This is a genomic window from Pristimantibacillus sp. PTI5 (genome assembly GCF_048572955.1).
In the GTDB taxonomy this organism is placed as follows: domain Bacteria; phylum Bacillota; class Bacilli; order Paenibacillales; family Paenibacillaceae; genus Pristimantibacillus.
The window spans coordinates 1,781,286-1,803,821 of record NZ_CP183886.1; the positions used below are offsets into that span (position 1 = coordinate 1,781,286).

Sequence of the window (22,536 nt, forward strand, 5' to 3'; positions counted from 1 at the left end):
GATATCGTCCATGGTCGGCTTGATTTGCCTATTTTATAATGATAACGATCAGAAAAGGGAGTTAAAAATGAATTTATCAATGTCTAATTCGAATGAGAGAGGAACGCTGGCCTATGAAACATGAATCTATAGCACAATTCTTTGAATCGATTACTTTGAAAGGTAATCTTTCATTAACTCCTTGAATAAATCATTTATTTTTTTGAAAATACCATCCATGCCATCATTCCTTAAAAGGTGTTTTTTCAAAAAAAACAAGTCTCACCTTCCGTGAGACTTGTCTTTAATGCTGTGCCATCAGCAGCTGTTGATATACCTTCCCTCTCGCCAGAAGCTCGTTATGGGTCCCCGTTTCCGCCAAAGCGCCTTGATCCATTACAAAAATAACGTCCGCATTCTCGATCGTGGATAGACGGTGCGCGATCATGATCGTCGTCAGCCCTTCCCGTCTATCCTCCAGCGCGGCAAGCAGCTGGCGCTCCGTCTCGAGATCAAGCGCCGAGGTCGCTTCATCCAGCACCAATATTTCCGGATCGGTGACGATCGCGCGCGCTATCGCTATGCGCTGGCGTTGTCCGCCGGAGAGCTTAATGCCTCTTTCCCCGATATTCGTGTCGTAACCGTCGGGCATTCCTAGAATAAAATCATGGATCTGCGCAATGCGGCAGGCTTCCTCGATATCCGCTTCCGTCACGCCGTCTCGTCCGAGCATCAGATTCTCGCGAATCGAATCCGAGAACATATACGGGTCTTGGAATACGATCGCTACCTTCCGTGCCCATTGTTCGCGGTTATAGGTATAGGCATCCTTGTCATTCAGCTTGAAAAGTCCGGGCGACACATCGTAAAAGCGTACCAGCAGCTGGGCAATCGTCGATTTCCCGCCGCCGCTCGTCCCAACGAAGGCGATCTTTCGTCCGATAGGCAGATCTGCGGTAAAGCCGCGGATCACCTCAGGCAGCTCCGGCGAATAGCGAAAGCTTGCGTCGTTAAAGGCTAAATGCTCGATTTTGCGCTCCAAGCTTTGAATACCGGGTTCATTCTGCTCCAGCTCCAAAATACGCTGAACCCTGTCCACATTCGCAAGCTGCGACGACATGCCCATAATAAACTGAAATAAATTATAAAACGAATCGGACATTTGCGTTGAGAACTGGAACAAAATAACGAAGGTTCCGATCGACATCTGATCATGAATCAGCTGAAAGCCGCAGTATCCCAGCACAAGAATGCCAATGCCCCATTTCATCGGATCGCTGTAACGGATTTGCCGGTTAACGAGCTTCGCTTCGATCATGACCTGGTCAAAATATTCCGAAAACATTTTGTTATACAGCTTCTCTTCCCATTTTAACCGGTGATAGGCGACCACCTCGCGCGTAGATGCGACGCCCTCCTCGATTTGAATGAGCAGCGCGGTGCGCTTCTCGGCTACCTGTCTGGCCTGCGCCTTCAGCTTGGGCGTGAAATAATATCCGATCATTACATAAATCGTACAAAGCCCTACGATCATGAGCAGCAGGATGGGACTGGAGAAGCCGATGATGGCCATCAAAATGCAGAGATTCAGCGTCTCCTGCATCCCCCGCGGGATCTGCCAGCCGATTACGCTCGCCGATACGAACAGATCCTGCGTGAACGAATAGACGTATTTGCCGGTTCGTTCATTTTGAAACCGCTCGACAGGGACATTTTCGAGCCGCTTCAGCATGCGGGAGAGCAGCGAGCGGCTGACCGCAAATTCATTGCGGACGAGGCTTCGGCTCGTCACCGTAAACATGAGCGAGTATACGATGCCTGCCACCCCAAAGATTCCGATTACGAGGGGCATCAGCTCATAGTTCCCTTTCGTAAACACATCATCGATTAATATTTTTTGGATATAGACAAGCGTGTAATTGGATACCGACTCCAGCGCAAGATAGAGCAGCACAATCAGATAAGTGCCCCTCAGCAGAACCGAATGGCTCCAAAAGATTTTAAGATACTTCATGCGCGACCTTCCCTTCCGCTGCTTCCGTTTGTCCGCTTTCCAGCTCATACAGCAGCCCTTTCCGTTCAAGCAGCTCCTCGTAGCTGCCTGCCTCCGCGACACGTCCCTCATGAAGGACGACGATTTTGTCAAAATGCTTCACCGTGGACAACCGATGCGCTATCGCAATCGTCGTTCGGTTCACCAGCACCTCATCCAGCGCGCGCTGCACTTCATATTCGCTTACATTATCAAGCGAGGAGGTCGCTTCATCGAGCAAAATAATAGCCGGCTGCTTCACGAACATGCGCGCAATCGATATGCGCTGCTTCTGTCCGCCCGACAGCTTCATGCCCCGCTCGCCGACAAGCGTGTCGTAGCCCTCCGGCAGCTGCATAATAAAGTCATGCGCGTACGCGGATTTTGCGGCCGCGATGACCTCTTCATCGCTCGCTTCCGGCTTGCCGAAGCGAATGTTTTCTTTGACCGAGGAGCCGAACAAATACGTCTCTTGAAAGACGTAACCGATGGATTCGCGCAGACGCTCCAGCGTCATATGCTGAATCGGCACGCCGTCGAGCTTGATGCTCCCGGCGGTCGGATCGTAGAAACGCCCGATCATTTTGAACATCGTCGTTTTGCCGTTTCCGCTCGCGCCTACAAATGCCACCTTCTCGCCAGGCTTAATCGTTAGCGTGAAGCCGTTAATGACCGGAGGCTGCCCTGGATATTGAAAATGAACATTATGGAACACAAGTCCCCCGCGCACCTCGCCCAAAGCGACCGGCTCGGCCGGGTCATCAATTTCAATCGGCTTATGCATGAACCGGAACAGCGGAATCGTCTGGTGGATAATCAGCTTCTGCTCGGTAAGCTGCGTGACGAGCAGGGTGAGCCGGAACATCGTTGTCATGTACAGAAGGGTAAAAGCGATAAAACCGCCTAATGTAATCCACTGATTTTGCAAAGAGTAATAGCCGGTAATAAACAAAGCGATTGCACCCAAATAAAAGGTAAACCGCCGAAAGCTTCCTCTGCCGAAGCTGTACGTTGCCGCAAGCAAGTAATAATCGGACCAGTTTTTGTGTTTGCCGAGCGTCCGCTCATGGTACCAGGGCTGGGAGCCAAAAGCGCGAAATTCGCGCAGGCCGGATATGCTCTCGTATACCGCTTGGTTATAGTCGATTCGGGATTGGCCGGATTGCCTGCCGTACAAAGCCGCCTTGCGCTCGAAATAGGGGCCGAATAAATAATAAAGCCCGAATGTCGGCAGCATGATGAGGCATAACCAGCCGCTGATGCTGAGCAGCAGCACGATTGCCACGGCTATGAATAGTAAATTTTCGATGACGCTCGGCAGGACGTTGCGGTAAATTTTCTGAACGGAGGCCACCTCGGAGTTGAACATCGACAGCGTCTCTCCCGCCGGATGCCGTTCATAATGGGCAAAGCCGAGCTTGCGCAAATGCTTGAAGATCGCTGTCTGCATGTCGCGCGAGGCCAGCTCGCCAATCGTCCGCTGCAGCAGGTTGCGGAAGTTCTTGGCGATAAGCATGAGCAAATTGATGACGGTAAGCGCTGCTAAAATGGCGATAAACATGGACGTATCCTTGTTAACCACGACATGATCAATGACGTATTGAATCATTTTGGGCGTCAGCGTTTCACCCGCCACCGCCATCGTGCCGCATGCCGCGAGCGCTGCGATCTGCTTCTTATAGGGCAGCAGAAACCGGAGCGCCCAGACATAGGAGCGCCTCGATTCGTCCAGCTCCGCCTTTTGCTTGGCTTTGCCGGCTTGCTTCTCTGTTTTTAACATCGTTTCCCCCCCTTGATCCTTCAACCTAATCCTTTTAATAAAGCCTATTTTTTGGAAGTCAGCTTCCAATCATAATTCCGGCCGCCCTTTTTTGTCAACGTACTAATTTAGTATAAAAATTCTCTACCTGATCGCGGCCCAAGCTCCGGCTCTGAAGGTCATGCAGACGAATAAACGCGTAGAAAGCCCGGCACAAGGCAGGAACGCCTTTTTTTGCCGGACTCTCTATAATAGTGGCTATGCCTTGGCTATAATTCCACCATTGCTTTAATTACCTTCGATTCCGGCTTCAGCCAGCTATCGAAACGGTTGATCATTTCGGCAAAAGGAACGCGGTGCGTGATGAAGCTGTCCACGTCTATGCTTCCGCTTCGCACAGCCTCCTGCACGGCGGCAAAATCCTCGATCGTGGCGTTGCGGCTGCCCATTAACGTCATTTCCCTTTTATGGAATTCCGGATCATTGAAGGACAGCTCCGCCTTGACCAGCCCTACGTAGACCAGCCTCCCGCCGTGTGCGACATAGCCGAACGCATCCGTCATGCTGCGTGCATTGCCGGTAGCATCGAACACAACCGTTGGATACTCGCCGCCCGTTAACTCGGCAATCCGTTCTTTAGCGCCATGCAATGCGTTTACCGTCTCATCAACCTTTGCCCACTGCTTGCAAAAGGCGAGCCGCTCGTCTTGGATATCCATGGCGATGATGCGTGCCCCGCGGTGCTTGGCAAAAGCCATCACCCCAAGCCCAATAGGCCCCGATCCGATGACAAGCACCGTTTCTCCTGCCTGAAGCGCAGCCCGTCGAACGGCATGCGCGCCGATGCTCAGCGGCTCCAGCACCGCCGCCTGATCCAGCGTCAGCTCGTTCGTAACGAGCAAATGCGTAACCGGTACGACAATGAGCTCCCGCATGCCGCCGTCGATATGAACGCCAAGCACCTTCATATCCGTGCAGCAGTTCGTTTTTCCGTTCCGGCAAGCTATACAGACGCCGCAGTGCATATAAGGAATGATGCTCACTTGGTCGCCTATACGAACAATGCCGTTGGAATCATCGATTTGTTCTACGACGCCAGCCAGCTCGTGACCCAGCACACGCGGATAGGAGAAAAAAGGCTGGTTCCCCTTATACGCATGCAGATCAGTGCCGCAAATGCCGATCCTGCGAATCCGAACGACAGCCGTACCCGGCTGCAGCGCCGGCTCTTCCTGCTCCACTAATTTAAGCTGATCTATTTGCTCACATACGATTGCTCTCACTCTGCAGCTCTCCCTTTATACGACAACGCCCGTATTGTATTCTTCCCTTCCGCTCTCCCAGCTCCGGTTATGGATCGGAGCCAGAATCGCAAGCACCTCCGCCAGCAGCTCATCATTGATCGGCTCGTCCGTCCATTCGATATTTTTGCTGATGTTTTCCGGGTTAGCCGTACTCACAAGCGTTGTCGGGATCCGCTCGTTAGCGGTTGCGAATTGCACCGCCAGCTTAGCGATATCCTCGCCTTTGGACGCGCAGTATGCGGCTGCTTCCCGGCATGCAGCCCGGATCGCGGCGCCTGCGGGATGCCAGCCGGCGAGCGCGCGGTTGCCAAGCAAGCCCATTGAAAGCGGGGATGCGCTGATTAAGCCGACCTGCTTCTGCTCCAGCAGAGGCAGGATGTCCAGCAAAGAGGTGTCATTCAAGGAATAATGGCAATAAGAAAGCACGGCATCGAGCTCCGTGTAAGCGAGCGATTTCTCAAATACCGTTAGCGGAAGCCCCGATACGCCGGAAAAACGGATTTTACCCGCCTGCTTCAGCTTCTCCAGCGCAAGGAATGCCCCCTCAGCTACCTGCTCGAACGGCACGAATTCAATATCATGCAGAAACAAGATGTCGATGTAGTCCGTTTGCAGACGCTTCAAGCTCTCGTCCACGCTGGCAATGATGCGCTGCTCGGAAAAGTCGAACTCATCGGCGCCGTACCGGCCAGCCTTCGTCGACAAAATAAACCGGTCCCGCGCGATCTCCGCTATGGCCTTGCCCAGCACCGTCTCCGCCTTCGTTAAACCGTAATAAGGCGAAACGTCGATCAGATTAATCCCCCTATCTACTGCCGTGTGTACCGTACGCACGCTTTCAGCGTCATCCGTCTCCCTAAAAACGGACCCCAGCGACGATGCGCCGAAGCTAAGCGCCGACACCTCCAACCCCGTCTTGCCAAGCTTGCGGTATTTCACCAATGTCCACTCCTAACGTGAGAATTTATTTGATATCCCATTGATCCCGGCTGCGCCGCCGTCCTCTGCCGAACATGAAGACTCTCTTACAAAATAACGCCGTCCTTGAATATGGCGATTTCCTTGAAGCCGTTGCGCTCATTGTTCGTTTGGGATTCACCCGATGCGAGGCTGATCAATTGCTCCCACAGCTCATCGGTCAGCGTCTCCATGCTCTTGTTTTCAAGCAGCTGGCCTGCATTAAAATCGATCCAGTTCTTCTTCCGTCCAGCCAGCTCGCTGTTCGTCGCAATTTTCACCGTCGGCACGGGCCCGCCAAAAGGCGTTCCTCTTCCTGTCGTGAACAGCACGATATGCGCGCCCCCCGCAGATAAGGCCGTTACCGAAACAAGGTCATTGCCCGGCGCCTCCAGCAAATTGAGCCCGCTGCTCGTTATGCGCTCCCCGTAAGGCACAACATCCCGCACGATCGCATGGCCGCCCTTTTGCGTGCAGCCGAGCGACTTCTCCTCCAACGTGCTGATTCCTCCATCCTTGTTCCCAGGTGACGGATTCTCGTAAATCTCTTGATCATGCTTAATGAAATATTGTTTAAAATCATTGATTAAATGAACAATCTTATGAAAAACCTGCTCGTCCGCGGCACGGTTCATGAGTATTGTCTCCGCGCCAAACATCTCCGGCACCTCGGTCAAAATCGCCGTTCCGCCCGCTTCGATCAAACGGTCGGATACCGCACCGACAAGCGGATTGGCCGTGATGCCCGACAGTCCGTCCGAGCCGCCGCATTTGAGACCCAGCTTCAGCTTCGACACCGGAACCGGTTCGCGCTTGAAGCGCTCGGCGTATGCCACCAGCTCTTCCACAAGCTCCAGCGCCTCTTCGATTTCATCCTCCGCATCCTGCGACTTCAGAAATTTCACCCGCTCCGGGTTATGCTCACCGATCGCCCGCTTGAATGCATCGATCTGGTTATTTTCGCAGCCGAGTCCGATCACCAGCACGCCCGCCGCATTTGGATGGTTCGCCAGCGAAGCCAGCAGCTTCTGCGTATGAACAAGGTCATCGCCAAGCTGCGAGCAGCCAAACGGATGCGCAAAATGATAAACGCCGTCCACCCGGCCTTCAAACTTCGCATTCGCTTTTCTCGCAACGATTTCACAGGTCTTATTGATACAGCCTACCGTGTTGATAATCCAAATCTCGTTGCGGATGCCGACATCCCCATTTTCACGGATAAAGCCTTGGAAAGTGCGGCCTGCATCAAGCGACGGCGCCTTGATCTGCTCAGCTGCAGTCGGCTCAAAGGAGTAATCCAGAAACCCCTTTAGGCCGGTGCCCATATTGTGCGTATGCACCCAGCTCCCCGGCATGAGATCTTCCTTCGCCACGCCAATCGAATAACCGAATTTCAGCACATGCCCGCCTTTGCGGACAACGCTCGTCAGCACCTTATGGCCCTTCGGCACCTCATCCTGCAGCTCAAGGACAGTCCCGCCTTCAAGCGTCAGCTTATCCCCTTTGGCAAAAGGCTGTAGGGCAATCACGACATGGTCCTGCTCATGCAATCTAACCCAGTTATTCATTGGCGTACCGCTCCATTTCCGTTATATTCACGCTAACCGCGGCTGCCAGATCCGGCCATTCGGCAGCCAAGTCGCGTCCCCAGACTCCCGTTAGGCCAAGCAGCCTCAGGGTTGTTTTCTCCTGCGGCCATTGCTGCTCCCGCGCCTCCGCCCATACTTTCGCAATCATCGTCAGCAAGCCAGCATCATCCCGCACCGTATACGAAGCACCGCTCAAGGTCTTGCCTTCAAAGCCGGCTTCCGTCTTGCTCACCTTGTAATACCGCAGCAAGCCGGCAAACCCGGCGGCAAGACCGCTTGGCACCGCCTTGCCGCCTTCCGCATAATGCAGCAGGGACGGAAGCAGCCGCACTTTGAATTTACTGAGGCTGTTTATTGCGATATCGGCCAGTCTATGGCGGATAAACGGATTCAGAAAACGCTCATATACATCCCCCGCGTAAGCCTTCAGCTCCTCCTCGGCGATGGACAGCGAAGGGATAATCTCCGTCTCCACGGTATTCCGCACGAGAGGGCCAAGCACGGCATGCTCCATGGCCTCTCTCACCTGCTCGATGTCATGAAGCAGTCCAAGCGGCGTCATTAGCGTATGGGCGCCATTTAAGATGCGGACCTTGCGAAGCTGAAACGGCTTTAAATCCTTCACCCAATGAACATTCAGCCCCGCCTTGCGCAGCGGCAGCAGCTCTTCAAGCTCCGGCTCCGCCTCGATTGCCCATAGGTGATAAGGCTCCGCCGTCGTCAGCATCGGATCCGAGTAGCCCCATTCGCCAAACCAGGCCTCCGCCTGCGCTTCGTCCGGGTAACCGGTTACGATTCGGTCCACCAGCGAATTCAAAAACCGGTTATGCTTGATAACCCAATCCTTAAAGTCCTCCGAATACCCCCAATCCTCGCTGTATCGCAAAATGCAGCTGCGCAGCTCGTCGCCGTTGCGCTCGAGCAGCTCGCACGGCAGGCAAATGAGTCCGCGCTCCGGATCGCCGTTGAAATGGGTGAACCTGCGGTGAAGCAGCTGCGTCAGCTTGCCGGGAAACGACTGTATCGGCTGTCCTTCCGCAAGCTCCTCCGGCCGGTAAACGAGTCCCGCCTCCGTCGTATTGGAGACGACGATCCGAAGATCGGCATTTTCCGCCAAGGCTAGATAGCTCTCCCATTCGGAATAAGGATCGAACACGCTGCCAAATACGGAGATAACCTCGGTCCGCTGCACGCTCACCCCGTTCTCCAAGCCGCGGATGACCAGCGTATATAACCCGTCTTGGCCTGCAAGCGCGTCAATCTTCGGCTTCCCGCCAGGGCGCGGCTGCGTTACCGCGATGCTGCCCTCAAATAGTCCCTGCTTCCTGCACTCATGAAGCATCCAATCCAAGAAGCCGCGCAGAAAGTTACCTTCTCCGATCTGCAGCACCGTTATCTTCGCCTGCTTCATTTCGTCGTATAATACGGCTTGCTCCTCGTTAAGCTGTTTATGGTTTAAAGTTGTCATATGCGGTAAAACTCCTTTGCGTTTAGTCCGAACAACCGCTCACGATCCGCTTCCGACCAAGTCTCCGGCAGAGCCTGCTCCAGCACGGAAACCACCTCGTCGTAGCTTGCCGCGAGCAAGCTGACCGGCCAGTCGCTGCCGTACATCACTCGCCCGGGTCCGAATACTTCCAGCACATGCTCGATGTAGGGCTTGAACGCCGCAGGCTCCCAGTTATTGTGATCCGCCTCGGTCACCATGCCGGAAAGCTTGCAATAAATCCCGGGATGGGCCGCGATTTGGCTCATTTGCTCTTTCCATGGCTCTAGCACCCCGTCTTTGATTCGCGGCTTGGCGATATGGTCAATGACGGCATGCAAGTCAGGAACCTGATCCAGCAGCTTTACTAATGGCTCCAGCTGATGCGATACAACCAGCAAATCAACGGGCACGCCCTTCTCCGCAAAAAAAGCGAGCGCTTCCACATAAGCCGGCGCAAGTATCGCGTTTGCATCCGGCATCTCCTGTATCATCAAGCGAAAGCCTACGAATTTAGGATGCTCCGCAAACCGTTCATAGTGAATCCGGTAGTCGGGGTCTGCTAAATCCAGCCACGCAACGACACCCCGAATCGTCGGTTCGGTATCGCTCAAAGCCAGCAAAAAATCAGTCTCCGCAAGCGTCGCCGCCGCTTGTACCGCAATCGTTCCGTCCAGCTGATGTTTATGTAGAAGGGGCTCCAAATGCTGCGGCAAAAAATCCCGGTACAGCACCGGTAACGCCGGTGTAATCCAACCGTAATCCCCGCGTTCTATGCTCCAATAATGCTGATGCGCATCCAATCTCATCTCTTCCGCCTCTTTTCTAGCAGATTAGCTTCCTCTTTATTATAAAAAACAATATCGATGTCTGAAATAATCAATTATCGCATATTTGTACTCTTTTTTGATATTTGCTACAATCAGGCTGACAAATGACAAAAGATGAGGTAACGCCCATGAATCCGTATCGGAAAAGGTTCGACGCCTTGACCCCGTTTCCATTCGAATGCGTCTATCGGGATACCAAAAGCGCGCAGAACGAGCTGCCTGACCATTTTCACGATTGGTATGAGCTTGTCTATATTTATAGCGGGAAAGGAACCTTTTTTATTGATCAAACCTTTTATGATGCCGTGCCCGGCGACGTCTTCCTTATTCCCGGCAATACGATTCACCGTTCCTTTCCGGATCCGGATGATCCAAAAACTTCAACCGCGCTTTTTTTTAACGCATCGCTCGTCCATAGCCCGCCGCTCGGTGACGCCTTCTCCTATTTACGCTGCTTCGAGCAAGCCAAACGCCGGAAAGCTTACAAGCTGCCGGCAGCCGCTGCGGACGATAAACAGCAGATGATCGCCTTAATCGATCGCATCCATAACGAGGAAACGGAGAAGCTGCCAGGCTATCGCCAGGCCGTTCTTCTTCATCTTCAGCAAATCTTGCTGCAGCTCGGCCGCAGCCTTCACCCGGCAGAAGAAGGCCAAACCGCCGTATCCTCCTCTGCACCAGGCTGGATGACAGCGATTCTAACCTATATCGACGGGCATCCCGGCAGCCCTCTCGGCCTGTCGCAGCTGGCTAAACGCGCATCCGTTACGCCTTCGCATTTCTCCCGTGTCTTTAAGAAGCTGACCGGCATGAACGTTACGGAATATGTCACGACCAAACGGATTATCCGCGCGAAGGAACTGCTGGTCGAGAGCGATGCCAATATCGCCGGCATTGCGGAGCAATGCGGCTTCGAAAGCCTTCCGCATTTTCACCGTATGTTCAAGAAGCTAACAGGCATGACTCCCTCGCATTACAAAAGGAGCGATAATTGATATTCGCATCAAACGAAAAGGACTCACCCAGAGGCCAATGACCTTTAGGCGAGTCCTTTTTACCGTTACGCTCCGAATAGCCTCATCAGCAATATACCCGCGAACGCAAGCGAGATCCCCGTGACCTCCGCCGGCGTAAACCGTTCCTTCACGACAAATCGCGTATAAAGCAGCACGATCAGTACATTAAGCGCGGTCACCGCCGATACGAGTCCGGCTTTGCCTAGATCAAATGCCGTCAAAATAAACATCATGCCGACCGCATTCGTTATGCCTACAGCCAGACCAACGAGGTATGTGCGTTTGCCGCTCCATGCAGCTCCGTTTGCAGCCGCTTTGCCTGTGCCAATGGAGGAAACCTGCGAAACCCGTACCTCGCCTCCTGCCGTGCCCGAGGTTTGAACCGCCAGCGATCGGATGCCCCGCTCGCTTTGCAAATCCCGCAGCCACCATAAACCAAAGCAAACCGTTCCCGTTACGAACATAAAAAACATCGTTGGGAATATATCCGCCTCCATCAGCGTGGACCATTTGCCCGACAAATCATTTGCCGCGAACAGCAGCATCGCCAGCAGGCCCCACTGCGCTCCCTGCAAATTTCGAAGCGAGATATCGTTTGACAGGCGAACCAGCAGAACGCCGCCAATAATTACGACAAAAGCGATGAGCTGCATGGCATGGAGCTTCTCCTGCCATAGCCCAAAAGCAACGATGACGACTACAACCGAAGGCAGTGCCGTTAATATGGCCACCAACGAGGCTTTGCCGACCGCAAAGCCCTTGAACATGCTCGCATTCGCACCGAAGGAGAACAATCCCATTTGTATGCCGATTAAAGCCGCTATTGTCCAATCTGACGAGAAGATGAGCGCGCAAATCCCGTTCACGATGGCTCCCATGCTAAAGGTGCCGCAGAGCAGAAGATTCCGGTTAAGCGGCTTTTGGCTTGACCAATGATACAGAATGCCTCGTAAACCAAAGGAAATGGCGGCAAACACCGAATAAGTAAGCCACATTTGGGCAAAACGCTCCTTTCCTGCCTTAAACATAATAGCACCTATCATATCAAGCTAAGCCTCATTTGTCTTTACCCATTAGGGCCATGGAATCCTTCCGGTTAGTTAAAAATAAAAGTATTGGCTGAAATTACCCCTAACCTTATAATAGCGGTATAGGCCTCTCCTTGAACTCAAGCAGGCGTTCGCATCTTATAAAAAATAAGGGGATTTTCATGGCACAAGCTGCAAAGAGACCGTATCTGCCCGAGCTCGATATCGTTAGAACATTCGGTATTCTCGCGGTCATCATGATTCATGCCACATCGGCGATCGTAGCGACCTATGATCATCATGCCACGCTATATCCGCTTTACGTTTTTCTGAATACCGTATCCAAATTCGCGGTTCCCGTTTTCATTTTTTTAAGCGGCTTCGTGCTGTTCTACAATTACTATGACAAGCCCTTTACGGCAAAAACCATCGGACAGTTTTACAAGAAACGAATGTCCAAAATTTTAATCCCTTTTCTTCTATTTTCTATTTTGTATTTTGGCTTAACGAGATACGCGCAGTTCGGGTTTGTTGACCTGCAGACGTTTATCGGTTATTTTACGACGGAGAAATTTCTCAAAATGCTCGTCTTCGGGAAAACATACACGCATCTTTATTTCGTCATTATTATTATTCAATTTTACGCGCTCTCGCCGCTCATGCTGTATGCCATCAAACGGTTTCCCGCGCTCGGCAAGCATATTGCCTGGATAGGGCTGCTCGTGCAGTGGCTGTTTATTTATAAAGTAATCGGAGAATTTCATCTGAAAAGTCCGGGAAGCTATTGCTTTACATATATGTTCTATTTTACGGCAGGCGCGTTTATCGGCATCCATTTCATGAAGCTGTCCTCGTGGATCAACCTCGCCAAAACGAATATTACGCCGCAAAAAATTGCGGCAGCGATAACGCTTTGGGTGCTGTTCCTCTCCTCAAGCCTGATTTTGTTCTATTTTTATTACGAGAACCGGCTATACATGATAAAGGTCATTAATACGAATCTGCTGGAAATCATCGATGAGATTCGCTGCGTTACGGCAGGAATTCTGCTCCTCCAGATCGCTTACTGGGTTTATACGCTTTGGAACAAAAAGGTCGTGAGGGCGCTGCTTCATATTGGCGCGACCTCCTTTGGAATCTATTTGGTACATCCCTTAGTCTTGTATTTATACCGTAAAACGAGCGTGAGCGGCGATCCGGTTTTGTACCACGCTTGGGCGGCAGGAGGATTCTTCATCGCGCTGCTTGTTCCTTGGGCGATCGTATCCTTTAGCGCCAGATTCAAGTGGCACTGGCTGCTGTTCGGTCCGCTTCCCGCAAAGGAAAATCGGCCTGCGGTACCCGTTCAGCCGAAGCCGGGGATCGATGCTTAAAGCAAAAAGCCGTCCGATCGCTTTCATAGCGAGGACGGTTCTTTTTTTATAAGGAGGTCCGCGATCCGTCTTCTGCTCCTTCTAATGCAATAAGTTAATTACTTTTAATAAGTTACTTTATTAAAATAAATAAGTGTGATACGATAAATCCACGCCCGATCAAGCGCATGACGGCAAAAATAAGTGATAACCGGTATGCTTTTATAGTATGGAATCTTGATTGGGTTATTTCCAGTATTTTGTACATCATATAACCATTAGGAGTTTATTTGGAGGCTTCAAGCTTGCAAGGCAAGGATGCTTCACACATCTATAAAGGAGGAGTTACCATGTCTGCAATTTTAGATCAGCAAATCTCGCTCGGCGAGGTGAAGCTTAAGGTTAGCCAATTGGAGAAATCGATTCCATTTTACGAGGAAACGGTCGGATTAAAGGTGCTTCAGCTTGATGAGGCAAAGCGCCAGGTTTCATTTACGGCTGACGGAAAACAAACACTGCTTGTGCTGGAGGAAGTGCCGGGTGCCAACGTGCCGCAGAGACGCTCCAACGCGGGACTTTACCATTTTGCCATCCTGCTTCCGGATCGCCTTTCTTTATCGCTTGCTTTGCGCAATCTGATTCGCAGCGGCATTCATATCGGGCAAGCTGACCATCTGGTCAGCGAGGCGCTTTATATTGCCGATCCGGATAATAACGGCATCGAAATTTATAGGGACCGTCCGCGCGACCAGTGGAAGAAGGATGCAGGCGGCAACTACGTGATGGCATCCGATCCGCTGGATTGGGAGAGCTTGCTCGCAGAGAGCGAAGGACAAGAATGGAACGGCCTGCCGGCAGGCACCGTCATTGGGCATATCCATCTGCATGTCGGCGATCTGCGTGCGTCGAGAGCCTTCTACGAGGGCAAGCTTGGCTTTGACGTGGTTGGAGATTACGCGCAGATGTCTGCCGTATTTGTCTCGGCCGGCGGTTACCACCATCATATCGGAATGAATATTTGGGCAGGCGCGGGCGCTGTTTTGCCGCCGGCGAATACAGTGGGCTTGTCTTATTACACCATCGCGTTCCCGACCGCCGCTTCCCGTGAAGCATGGCTGGAGCAGCTGCGGGGCGAAGGCGTAGAAGCCGCGGCGCAAGGCCATGCATTCGTGGTTCACGATCCTACGGGCATTGCTATCCACGCGACCGTCAAAAACGGTTAATGCAGCATAGCTCCCTGTCCGTAAATGGTTCGGTATATTTTCGGCGATACCCCCTCGGATAAACGAAACACGCGTATAAAATAACTCGCCTGCGCGTACCCGCACCGCGCCGCGACCTCTGTCACGGATAATGCCGTTGTCGCCAGCAGCAGCTTCGCCGCATCGATACGGCATTCCGTGACATAATGGTTCGGCGTTTTTCCCATGACCTGCTGAAACAATCTTAGAAAGTGATAATGGCTGTAGCCTGCCAGCGCTGCCATTCGCTCTAGACTCCAAGACTCCGCGCATCTATGCCGTATCTGATCGGCAGCTACCCTTATCGCATTTTGTTTCTCCAGAGCGGAAGATCCCTCCAGCCGTTCGGAATGCTGCACAAGCTCCACTAAGATTTCATAAAGCAAAGCAGATAAACGCGGCTCATTGCCAGTCTCGAAAGGTCTGCAAAGCGCGTACATCTCCTCCGTCAGCTCCTTGAACCTCTCACGGTTGGAAAACGTAAACAGCCAGCCTCCGGTTTCATCCGCCTCTCTGAGCATCGGGAGCGGAATTTGCGTTTCAAAGTGAATCCACCGCACATCCCAAGGCTCCTCCTCGCTCGAACCGTACTGCTGAAAAGCATGCTTCGGAAACAAAAACCCGTCGCCTGCCCGCAGCTGCAGCCGCTCACCGCCGCTTCCATTGATCAAATAGCCGCTTCCCTCAAAAATAAGATGCAAGTTATAATGCTTCAGCTGGCCAAGCTCTCTCCGCTCCGCATGCTGCGGGAACGCATTATATCGGCCGAACATATCGGGGTAGCATACATACTGGGAAAAAGCTGGGCTTGGCACGATATAGTGCTCTCGCATCGCTGCATCCCTCCTTATTGAAGTTCGCAATATTGTATCATGGATCGCATTATATTGTCATTTACGGTAACTATGATTGATTTTACAATGAATATGAAGAGTAAGGATTCGCAATATATTCGCATGACCCATATTCCGTCCCCAAGGAGGAACAGTTAATGAAGACGCTTGATGCGTTAAAAGAATTTCGTCTAGGCACCTGTTATTACCCCGAGCATTGGCCAGAATCGCTATGGGAGGATGATTTCCGCCGCATGCGCGAGCTTGGATTCTCGATCATTCGCGTGGCTGAATTTGCATGGTCGATTTTCGAGCCGGAGGAAGGTGTGTTTTCGTTCGAAAAGTTTGACCGTGCGCTTGACCTCGCCCATAAGCATGGGCTTAAGGTTATCGTCGGCACGCCGACGGCAACACCGCCGGCATGGCTTACCCATAAATATCCCGAGGTGCTGAATGTCTCGCAGGATGGCGTAACGCTTCACCACGGCCTGCGCCGCCATTACAACTACAGCAGCCAAAAATACCGCGAGCTGTCCGCGATTATCACGCGTCAGATGGCCGAGCATTATAAAAATCATCCCGCGGTGATCGGCTGGCAGATTGATAATGAATTCAACTGCGAAATCAGCGAGTTTTACGCGCCTGCCGATCATGACGCCTTCCGCGTATGGCTGCAGGAGAAATACGGCACGCTGGACAAGCTGAATGAGGCATGGGGCACCGTTTTCTGGAGCCAAACCTATACGGATTGGGAGCAGGTATTTCTGCCTCGTCCAACTCCCGCCAAGAAGCAGCCTAATCCGCATCAGGCGCTTGATGAAAAACGGTTTATTTCCGATAACACGATTTCATACGCGAAGGTGCAGGGCGATATTTTGCGCGAGGTTGCGCCCGATCACTGGGTAACGACAAACGGCTTGTTCGGCCACTTGGACAGCCACCGGATGAACGATGAGCTGCTTGATTTCTTCAGCTACGATTCTTATCCGCAATTTTCTACGATTTATTATGATAAAAACGAAGAAAATCCGCTTGCCGACCGGGGCTGGAGCCAGACGCTCAGCACGGTTCGCTCCATCTCGCCTAACTTCGCCATCATGGAGCAGCAGTCGGGTCCGGGCGGCTGGGTGAACCGGATGGATATGCCGTCTCCCAAGCCGGGACAAATGCGGCTCTGGACGTACCAATCCATAGCCCACGGCGCGAACATGGTGCTATATTTCCGCTGGCGGACGGCCACGTTCGGCAATGAAATCTATTGGCATGGCATCAATGATTACCACAATAGACCGAACCGCCGCGTCCGGGAGGCCGGACAAATCGGGGCCGAGCTTGCGCAAGCAGGCAATCGGATCGCGAATACGCGCTTCAAGGCTGAGATTGCGCTGCTGCGCGACTATGATAACGAGTGGGACGGCGAATATGATGTATGGCATGGACCGTTCTCATGGCAAAGCGGCAAGTCATGGTTTAAAGCGCTCAACCATCGGCATATTCCAAGCGATACGCTGTATGTTCGCAGCAGCACAACCATCGAGGATTTGAAGCGCTACAAGGTGCTCGTCTACCCGCATCCTGCCATTATGCGCGATGAAACGGCGGCACTGCTGGAGCAATATACCCGTGAGGGCGGCATTATTATTTTCGGCTGCCGGACCGGCTATAAGGATGAGCACGGACACTGCTACATGCGTCCTTTCCCTGGAGCGGCTGCGGGATTATGCGGCATTTCCGTAGAGGAATTTACGATGGTTAAGGGCACGCGTGCCGCGACCTCGATGAAATGGAGCGGCGGAGATGATGCGGTGACAGGCGCAGATTCCTTCAATGATATTCTTTATGTGGAGAATGATTCGGTCGAGGTGGTCGCCCATTATGCTTCCGACTACTATGCAGGCAAGCCTGCGGTAACGAAAAATGCGTTTGGCGAAGGTGAGGCTTGGTACTTCGGCGCCGTATTTAACGAAGCTTCGGCAGGACAAATCATTGACCGGCTTGGCCTTGCTTCCCCGGCAGCCGGCTGGCTGACGCTTCCGCAGAGCGTTGAGCTGACGATTCGCGAGGGTGAAGACGGACCTCTCTACTTCCTGCTCAACTACAGCGAGCAGCCTGCTGCAATAACGCTCAGCGAACAAAAAAATGATCTGCTTACCGGCAGCACGCTTAGCGGCAGCGTAACGCTCGAAGGCTACGGCGTTGTTGTTTTAAGTTAGTGCCATACTGCGCAGCCAAGCTCGTATTGAGCTTTGGCTGTTTTTTTCTGCAGCTTTAAGTCATCTTAGCCGCTTTCGCGGGTTCCCGGCTGCCGCTTAATTTAAATACCAGAATGCCGCCGGCGATAGCCAGCACGCCGATCAGCTTGGTGAACGTGAAAGGAACCTTTTCTAAGCCCAGCCAGCCAAATGAATCCCACAATAAAGCCAATCCGAGCTGCGAGGTCAAAGCGATCGAGACAGCGTACGTCGGACCAAGCAGCCTCATTCCTTGCACCAAGCTCATGACTATGCCCACGCCAATCACGCCGCTGAACCAATACCAGGGCTGCATGTGTTGCAAGTTAAACATCTGTTTGCCTTCAAAAATGAGGCCTAAAGTCAGCGAAGCCGCGAATCCTAGGCCCAGCACTAACGTTGTGGTTGCCCAAGCTCCCGCGCGTTCATTCACCTTGCTGTTAAAAATATTTTGCAGACTGACCAGCGAGCCTGCCGTAAACGCCAATAATAATCCCAAAACCATACTCATTTCCCCCTATTTGCCGATAGGTTGATTGGCCATCGCGCTTAAGCCTTCTTTATCCTTCACCAGGATAAACGTTTTATTGCGCTCGATCAGACCCTCTGCGCAAAACTTCCGGATCACCCGATTCAGATGTCTGTAGCTGGTTCCGATTAAGTTCGCTGCATCCGTTAAGTGGGAGGTGCTGATTTGCCCTCTAAATAAGGCGTCCGTTTCGTCAAAGGAGACGGACAGCAAATAACTCGCTAATCTTACTTCTACCGGATACATCAAATTAAAACTCATAAAATTGGATTTGATGAAAAACTTTTGCGTGATGATTTTCAATAAAAATTGCAGCAGCGGAGAATAATCGCTTCCGTATTTTCTCAGCCAGCGCTGATGAATCCCAATCATATAAACGGGCGAGACGGCCACTACCGTGTTGATCGTGTCGATTTCCTGTATATATTCGATGTCGCCGATCACCTCAAGCGGCGTCTTGAAGGAAATAACGAGCGTTTTGCCTTCTGGCGAGGTGTTATAGATTTTTATCTTTCCTTTGACAAGCACGTACAAATACTGCGCAGGTTCGCCTTGGGCGCATATGGGCTCGCCCGGCTCAAAGCTGTACAGCGACAAATAAGGTCTTAATGGCTCATGGAATACGTCTTCGATTCGATGGGCATGCAAAAAATCATTTAATTGCGATTGATCGTGGATTTCTTTCATCCGTCGGCTTCACCTCTGTCAAAATTTCAAGATCACCACACCGGCCATCATCATCCCCAAACCGATGAATTGCGGAAGTCTCATCTTCTGCTTGGCCACGCCGAACCAACCGTTGCCATCGATCAAAAAAGTTAGGCACAGCTGGGCAATCAGCACGGCAGCTATCGTAAAGGTTACACCGATTTGATGTATCGCCGTCACATTGCTGAAAATAATGACCGCTGCATAGGCGCCTCCGGAGAGATAAAGCGGCTTCACCTGCTTAAATTCTCGCCAATTTCCATCACGGATAAGCAGCAGGATAAGCAGCGCCGTTATAAATCCGGTCAATTGGGTAATCATCGCGGCTTGCCAAGTTCCGATATCCTGGCTGATCCGGGAATTGGCTGCTCCTTGCAGCGTAATTAATGCTCCGCCTATGAAAGCAAATAAGCTCCCTTTCATGTTTTTTCTCTCCTTTAGTAAGACTTATACCTTATTAAAGGATAGAATCAAGTGCTTCGGAAAGGACATATGTCCTCGCGTAACCAAAACTTACGGGATCGCTTATTTTTTCTCTGGAACGGCCTGTAAAAGTGCATGCATGAGGTTGAGCAGCAACGATGCGATATTTCCATCCTTTATGCTGCCGTCGCTTCCGAGCTTCGTGCCTATGAACGGAACAGCCAGCGAAGCTTCATCCGGAATGTCCGCACTCATCATTTTGAGCGTCATCATCAGCGATGCCAACGCTTCTTAGCCGCCATCTGGATGCGGAGAAGCGCTTATGGCCGCCGTTGGCATGTCCATGAACTCGCCCGAAGACACGATCCAGTCCAGCGCGTTTTTGAGCGATCCCGGAACGCCGCGGGCATATTCCGGTGTACAGATCATGACCGCATCCGCAGCGCGCAGCTGTTCCCTCCATTCTTCTACAGCCTTATTCCGCTCAGACTCGTCACCGTCTAAGTCAGGACTGAAATGCGGTAAATTCGCCAGGCCGTCATAATGGCGAAACTCCACATGCGATGGCGCCATTCCCTCAATAACCGAGAGCAGTCGCGAATTGGATGACTGCTTGCGCAAGCTTCCGGATATTGCAAGTACGACCAACCTTTTATGATCCATTCCGATCACCGGCTTTCTGTATAATATCTGCACTATAAACCATGACACTAGTGTCATGGTCAATTGTTTCATCCTAAATGGAGAAAGGCCGCCGATTATAGGCAGCCTTCTTCGTATGATTTCGTGTCATTAAACCTGGCGGATTCAAAAACAACCGGTGGCGCGCCGCTCTTCATTCGCACCGTAAAATACGCGGGACCGAGCGGCGAAGGCTGAACTTCTTCGCCGGTTATGCTGCAGGCCCCTGCCCAATCCGGCAGCTTGACGATCATGTCGGTATCCCGATCCGCCGTCAGCTCCGCCCGGAACAAGCCCGTTTCCCGATTCCAAGAAAGCGCCGCTTTGCCCGTGTGGAATCTCCAATCGGCCAGACGCCCGCGCTTCCAACGGCCCGGCAGCGCCGGCAGCAATTTAATGAGCTGGGGAGAAACCTGAAGCAGCTGCTCCTGAATCGCGTTCACCCACCCCATATTGGCGTCCAATTGCACTGGAGCCGCAGGCATTTGCATCGATACGCCCATTCCCCGCCAGTCATTATGGAGCGTGAACAGATTGGGCAGCAGACTCGATCTGGAGAGGATATCCAGACAATTCAAGGAGCTGTCCCCATCTCCAAAACGCGCATAAATAGCAGCCATATGAGCCAGCGACCAGCCGCTTTGGGCTCCGATCTCGCGCCGCTGCACTGCCGTTTCAAACGCTCCGAACAGGTTCGGGTCACTCTCTTGCGTAATCTCTTGTCCAGGAAAAACCGGGTACAGATGCGATAGATGACGGTGTGCGTACCGATCTTCGAAAGCAGGATGAATCCATTCACTGACCACGCCGTCCTTATTCAGCCGATACGCCGGCAAATGCGTCAGCATGCGGCTCCATTCCTTTTCCGCCTCCGGATCGCCGCCCGCCTTCCGGTTCGCTTCTATTAGGTGCTGCAGCAGCTCTTTTAGAATGGCAACATCCATCGTCGCATTGATCGCCGTAGGCATCGGGTGGGCAAGCGGCTTGCCATCCGCCGGCATGAAGTTAAGCGGGGTATTCTCCGGCGATACGGACGGGTATATTTTGTAAAACCCGTCCGTGTCCGTAACCAGGAAGTCCTCGTAAAACCGCAGCGCCTCGCGCATGAACGGCAGCGCCGTTTCCTGCAGAAATTGAAGATTGCCGGTAAAACGGAAATATTCATAATAGTGGCGGGCCAGCCAGCCAGCCTGCCGCACCGGTCCAGTTCAGAATGACGGGCACGATTTGATTAGGAACACCGATGCCCGGCGTGGAGCCTGCTGGGATATAGATGCCGCGGCAGCCGTACAGCTTGCTTGCATTTTCACGAAAATCATCCATCAATCCTTCATAGTAACGGAATAAGGAAGGGACCAGTTCGCCGAGACCTCCAACATGCGCATGCCAATACATCATCTGGATGTTCTCGTTCGCCATGTTGTGGCTCCAAACCAGCCTATAATCGCCTCCCCACAGCCCGTACAGGCCAAAAGGCTCCGCGTCGTCCGCAGCCGAAGTACCGCTTAAGAACAAATAACGGCCATACGCCCACATCTTACGCACAAGCGCCGGCGGCGCCTCCCCCTCATACGCATCCAACAGCAGCCGCTCATTAGAGCGCAAATCATCGTCAGCGTCAGCAAGCTCCAGCGAGGCTGAACGGTACAGCGGTTGATGAAGGGCGAGATGGCGCTCAAGCAGTATTTCGTAGGATGAATCGACAACAAGCCCGGCCAATTCCTTCTTCAGCCGCTCCCAGTCCGTCGAGCGCTCACCCAGCACAAACAGCTTCACCAACACCAGCAAACGACTTGCTCCCTCGAACCGGATCATGCTTCCCTCTGCTTCGATGCTGCCGCCCTCCGGAATGACCCGCATAACTGCCCCGAAATCCGTTCCATCGTCATTCGTTCCGGCAAACCAGGCATATGCATCTCCCGCTCCGGTTTCGATCGTTTGCTCGAGCTCCTTGAATTCCGGCGTATCCGCCCAGCGGTCGCTCGGGTGAAGAATAAGGCCGATCTCGCCCGATACGCGGGCATCCCCGTACCCTCCGATATCATAGACAACCGCATCATCGGCCCGCGAAACGAATAGCCGCCGATAGTACCGGCTCTGTCCGTCCGTCCAGCCCACCGTTACTTCTCCGCTGTCCATCGCCAGCGTCCTGCTGTACCCGCGAAAGGCACTTCCGCAGGGCATGACAAGCCGGACCGCGGCCAGCGGGAATCTCGAAGCGAGCTTCGTCCCGTAACCGCGCTCCTTTAAAGCATTCGCAAGCTGCCAGCTGGCCTCGGCATATCGCTCGGCATCCATGAGCCTGCGGGTCGTTGCAAGCGTGCCGCTAACATCCGGCAGCTCATCCTTACTCCCCCAATGCCATAGGCGAGCATGGTTAAGCAGCACCGTCTCCTCCTGAACGCCGCCGAATACGGAAGCTCCAATGACGCCGTTGCCCGAGGGAAGCGCTTCTCGCCACATATTCCGCCACCATGACGCGGGATAATTCATCAACAGCGTATCGGCGCTTCGGTTATCCTTATGCTGCTGCATCCATATCCTTCCTCCTTCGGTTG

At 52.6% G+C, this 22,536-nt stretch carries 20 protein-coding genes; 4 read left to right on the top strand and 16 right to left on the bottom strand.

The window, feature by feature from the left end; translation table 11 throughout:
- Positions 1-283: 283 nt before the first annotated feature.
- From ACN6MW_RS07985 to ACN6MW_RS08015, 7 genes are all read right to left on the bottom strand, one after another.
- Positions 284-1,993 carry an ABC transporter ATP-binding protein gene (locus tag ACN6MW_RS07985; RefSeq protein WP_419874986.1) on the bottom strand — a complete coding sequence of 570 codons (1,710 nt, stop codon included), beginning with the start codon at positions 1,991-1,993 and terminating at the stop codon, positions 284-286.
- Positions 1,980-3,791 (bottom strand): ABC transporter ATP-binding protein, encoded by a 1,812-nt coding sequence (locus ACN6MW_RS07990; RefSeq protein ID WP_419874987.1) that lies wholly within the window; start codon positions 3,789-3,791, stop codon positions 1,980-1,982. Before ACN6MW_RS07990 ends, ACN6MW_RS07985 begins: the two co-directional genes overlap by 14 nt.
- Before the next feature lie 248 nt (positions 3,792-4,039).
- Positions 4,040-5,053, bottom strand: a complete 1,014-nt coding sequence (locus ACN6MW_RS07995) for a zinc-binding alcohol dehydrogenase family protein (protein WP_419874988.1) — start codon at positions 5,051-5,053, stop codon at positions 4,040-4,042.
- A 15-nt stretch (positions 5,054-5,068) separates the two neighbouring features.
- On the bottom strand, positions 5,069-6,013 hold the full coding sequence (locus ACN6MW_RS08000) for an aldo/keto reductase (protein ID WP_419874989.1): 945 nt from the start codon (positions 6,011-6,013) through the stop codon (positions 5,069-5,071).
- A gap of 86 nt (positions 6,014-6,099) precedes the next feature.
- Entirely contained in the window at positions 6,100-7,599 is a 1,500-nt protein-coding gene (locus tag ACN6MW_RS08005; protein WP_419874990.1) for a UxaA family hydrolase, read from the bottom strand.
- Positions 7,592-9,088: a tagaturonate reductase gene (locus ACN6MW_RS08010; protein ID WP_419874991.1), complete on the bottom strand. Its 1,497-nt coding sequence runs from the start codon at positions 9,086-9,088 to the stop codon at positions 7,592-7,594. Before ACN6MW_RS08010 ends, ACN6MW_RS08005 begins: the two co-directional genes overlap by 8 nt.
- Complete coding sequence (locus ACN6MW_RS08015; RefSeq protein ID WP_419874992.1) at positions 9,085-9,915, bottom strand: amidohydrolase family protein; 831 nt, start codon at positions 9,913-9,915, stop codon at positions 9,085-9,087. The genes ACN6MW_RS08010 and ACN6MW_RS08015 overlap by 4 nt, the downstream gene beginning before the upstream one ends.
- A gap of 149 nt (positions 9,916-10,064) precedes the next feature.
- On the opposite strand from ACN6MW_RS08015, the gene ACN6MW_RS08020 reads away from it, so the two are divergent.
- Positions 10,065-10,931 carry an AraC family transcriptional regulator gene (locus ACN6MW_RS08020; RefSeq protein WP_419874993.1) on the top strand — a complete coding sequence of 289 codons (867 nt, stop codon included), beginning with the start codon at positions 10,065-10,067 and terminating at the stop codon, positions 10,929-10,931.
- Between the two features lie 65 nt (positions 10,932-10,996).
- Here ACN6MW_RS08020 and ACN6MW_RS08025 read toward each other — a convergent pair whose 3' ends face one another.
- Complete coding sequence (locus tag ACN6MW_RS08025; RefSeq protein ID WP_419874994.1) at positions 10,997-11,980, bottom strand: EamA family transporter; 984 nt, start codon at positions 11,978-11,980, stop codon at positions 10,997-10,999.
- Positions 11,981-12,162: 182 nt separating this feature from the next.
- On the opposite strand from ACN6MW_RS08025, the gene ACN6MW_RS08030 reads away from it, so the two are divergent.
- On the top strand, positions 12,163-13,353 hold the full coding sequence (locus ACN6MW_RS08030; RefSeq protein WP_419874995.1) for an acyltransferase: 1,191 nt from the start codon (positions 12,163-12,165) through the stop codon (positions 13,351-13,353).
- A 329-nt stretch (positions 13,354-13,682) separates the two neighbouring features.
- Positions 13,683-14,555: a VOC family protein gene (locus tag ACN6MW_RS08035; RefSeq protein ID WP_419874996.1), complete on the top strand. Its 873-nt coding sequence runs from the start codon at positions 13,683-13,685 to the stop codon at positions 14,553-14,555.
- Here ACN6MW_RS08035 and ACN6MW_RS08040 read toward each other — a convergent pair.
- Positions 14,552-15,406, bottom strand: a complete 855-nt coding sequence (locus tag ACN6MW_RS08040; protein ID WP_419874997.1) for an AraC family transcriptional regulator — start codon at positions 15,404-15,406, stop codon at positions 14,552-14,554. The two genes, ACN6MW_RS08035 and ACN6MW_RS08040, sit on opposite strands and share 4 nt — an antisense overlap.
- Positions 15,407-15,564: 158 nt before the next feature.
- On the opposite strand from ACN6MW_RS08040, the gene ACN6MW_RS08045 reads away from it, so the two are divergent.
- Complete coding sequence (locus tag ACN6MW_RS08045) at positions 15,565-17,619, top strand: beta-galactosidase (protein ID WP_419874998.1); 2,055 nt, start codon at positions 15,565-15,567, stop codon at positions 17,617-17,619.
- A gap of 55 nt (positions 17,620-17,674) precedes the next feature.
- On the opposite strand, the gene ACN6MW_RS08050 is transcribed toward ACN6MW_RS08045, so the two are convergent.
- From ACN6MW_RS08050 to ACN6MW_RS08080, 7 genes are all read right to left on the bottom strand, one after another.
- On the bottom strand, positions 17,675-18,142 hold the full coding sequence (locus ACN6MW_RS08050; RefSeq protein WP_419874999.1) for a DMT family transporter: 468 nt from the start codon (positions 18,140-18,142) through the stop codon (positions 17,675-17,677).
- 12 nt (positions 18,143-18,154) lie between these two features.
- Positions 18,155-18,853: a Crp/Fnr family transcriptional regulator gene (locus ACN6MW_RS08055; RefSeq protein WP_419875000.1), complete on the bottom strand. Its 699-nt coding sequence runs from the start codon at positions 18,851-18,853 to the stop codon at positions 18,155-18,157.
- 18 nt (positions 18,854-18,871) lie between these two features.
- The gene (locus ACN6MW_RS08060) at positions 18,872-19,297 is read right to left on the bottom strand and encodes a DMT family transporter (RefSeq protein WP_419875001.1); all 426 of its coding nucleotides are present in this window, start codon (positions 19,295-19,297) and stop codon (positions 18,872-18,874) included.
- A gap of 102 nt (positions 19,298-19,399) precedes the next feature.
- Positions 19,400-19,582 (bottom strand): hypothetical protein, encoded by a 183-nt coding sequence (locus ACN6MW_RS08065; protein ID WP_419875002.1) that lies wholly within the window; start codon positions 19,580-19,582, stop codon positions 19,400-19,402.
- Between the two features lie 6 nt (positions 19,583-19,588).
- Entirely contained in the window at positions 19,589-20,017 is a 429-nt protein-coding gene (locus ACN6MW_RS08070; protein WP_419876300.1) for an NADPH-dependent FMN reductase, read from the bottom strand.
- 38 nt (positions 20,018-20,055) lie between these two features.
- Complete coding sequence (locus ACN6MW_RS08075) at positions 20,056-21,177, bottom strand: glycosyl hydrolase family 95 catalytic domain-containing protein (RefSeq protein ID WP_419875003.1); 1,122 nt, start codon at positions 21,175-21,177, stop codon at positions 20,056-20,058.
- Complete coding sequence (locus ACN6MW_RS08080; RefSeq protein WP_419875004.1) at positions 21,140-22,513, bottom strand: glycosyl hydrolase family 95 catalytic domain-containing protein; 1,374 nt, start codon at positions 22,511-22,513, stop codon at positions 21,140-21,142. The genes ACN6MW_RS08075 and ACN6MW_RS08080 overlap by 38 nt, the downstream gene beginning before the upstream one ends.
- Between the last annotated feature and the right edge of the window lie 23 nt (positions 22,514-22,536).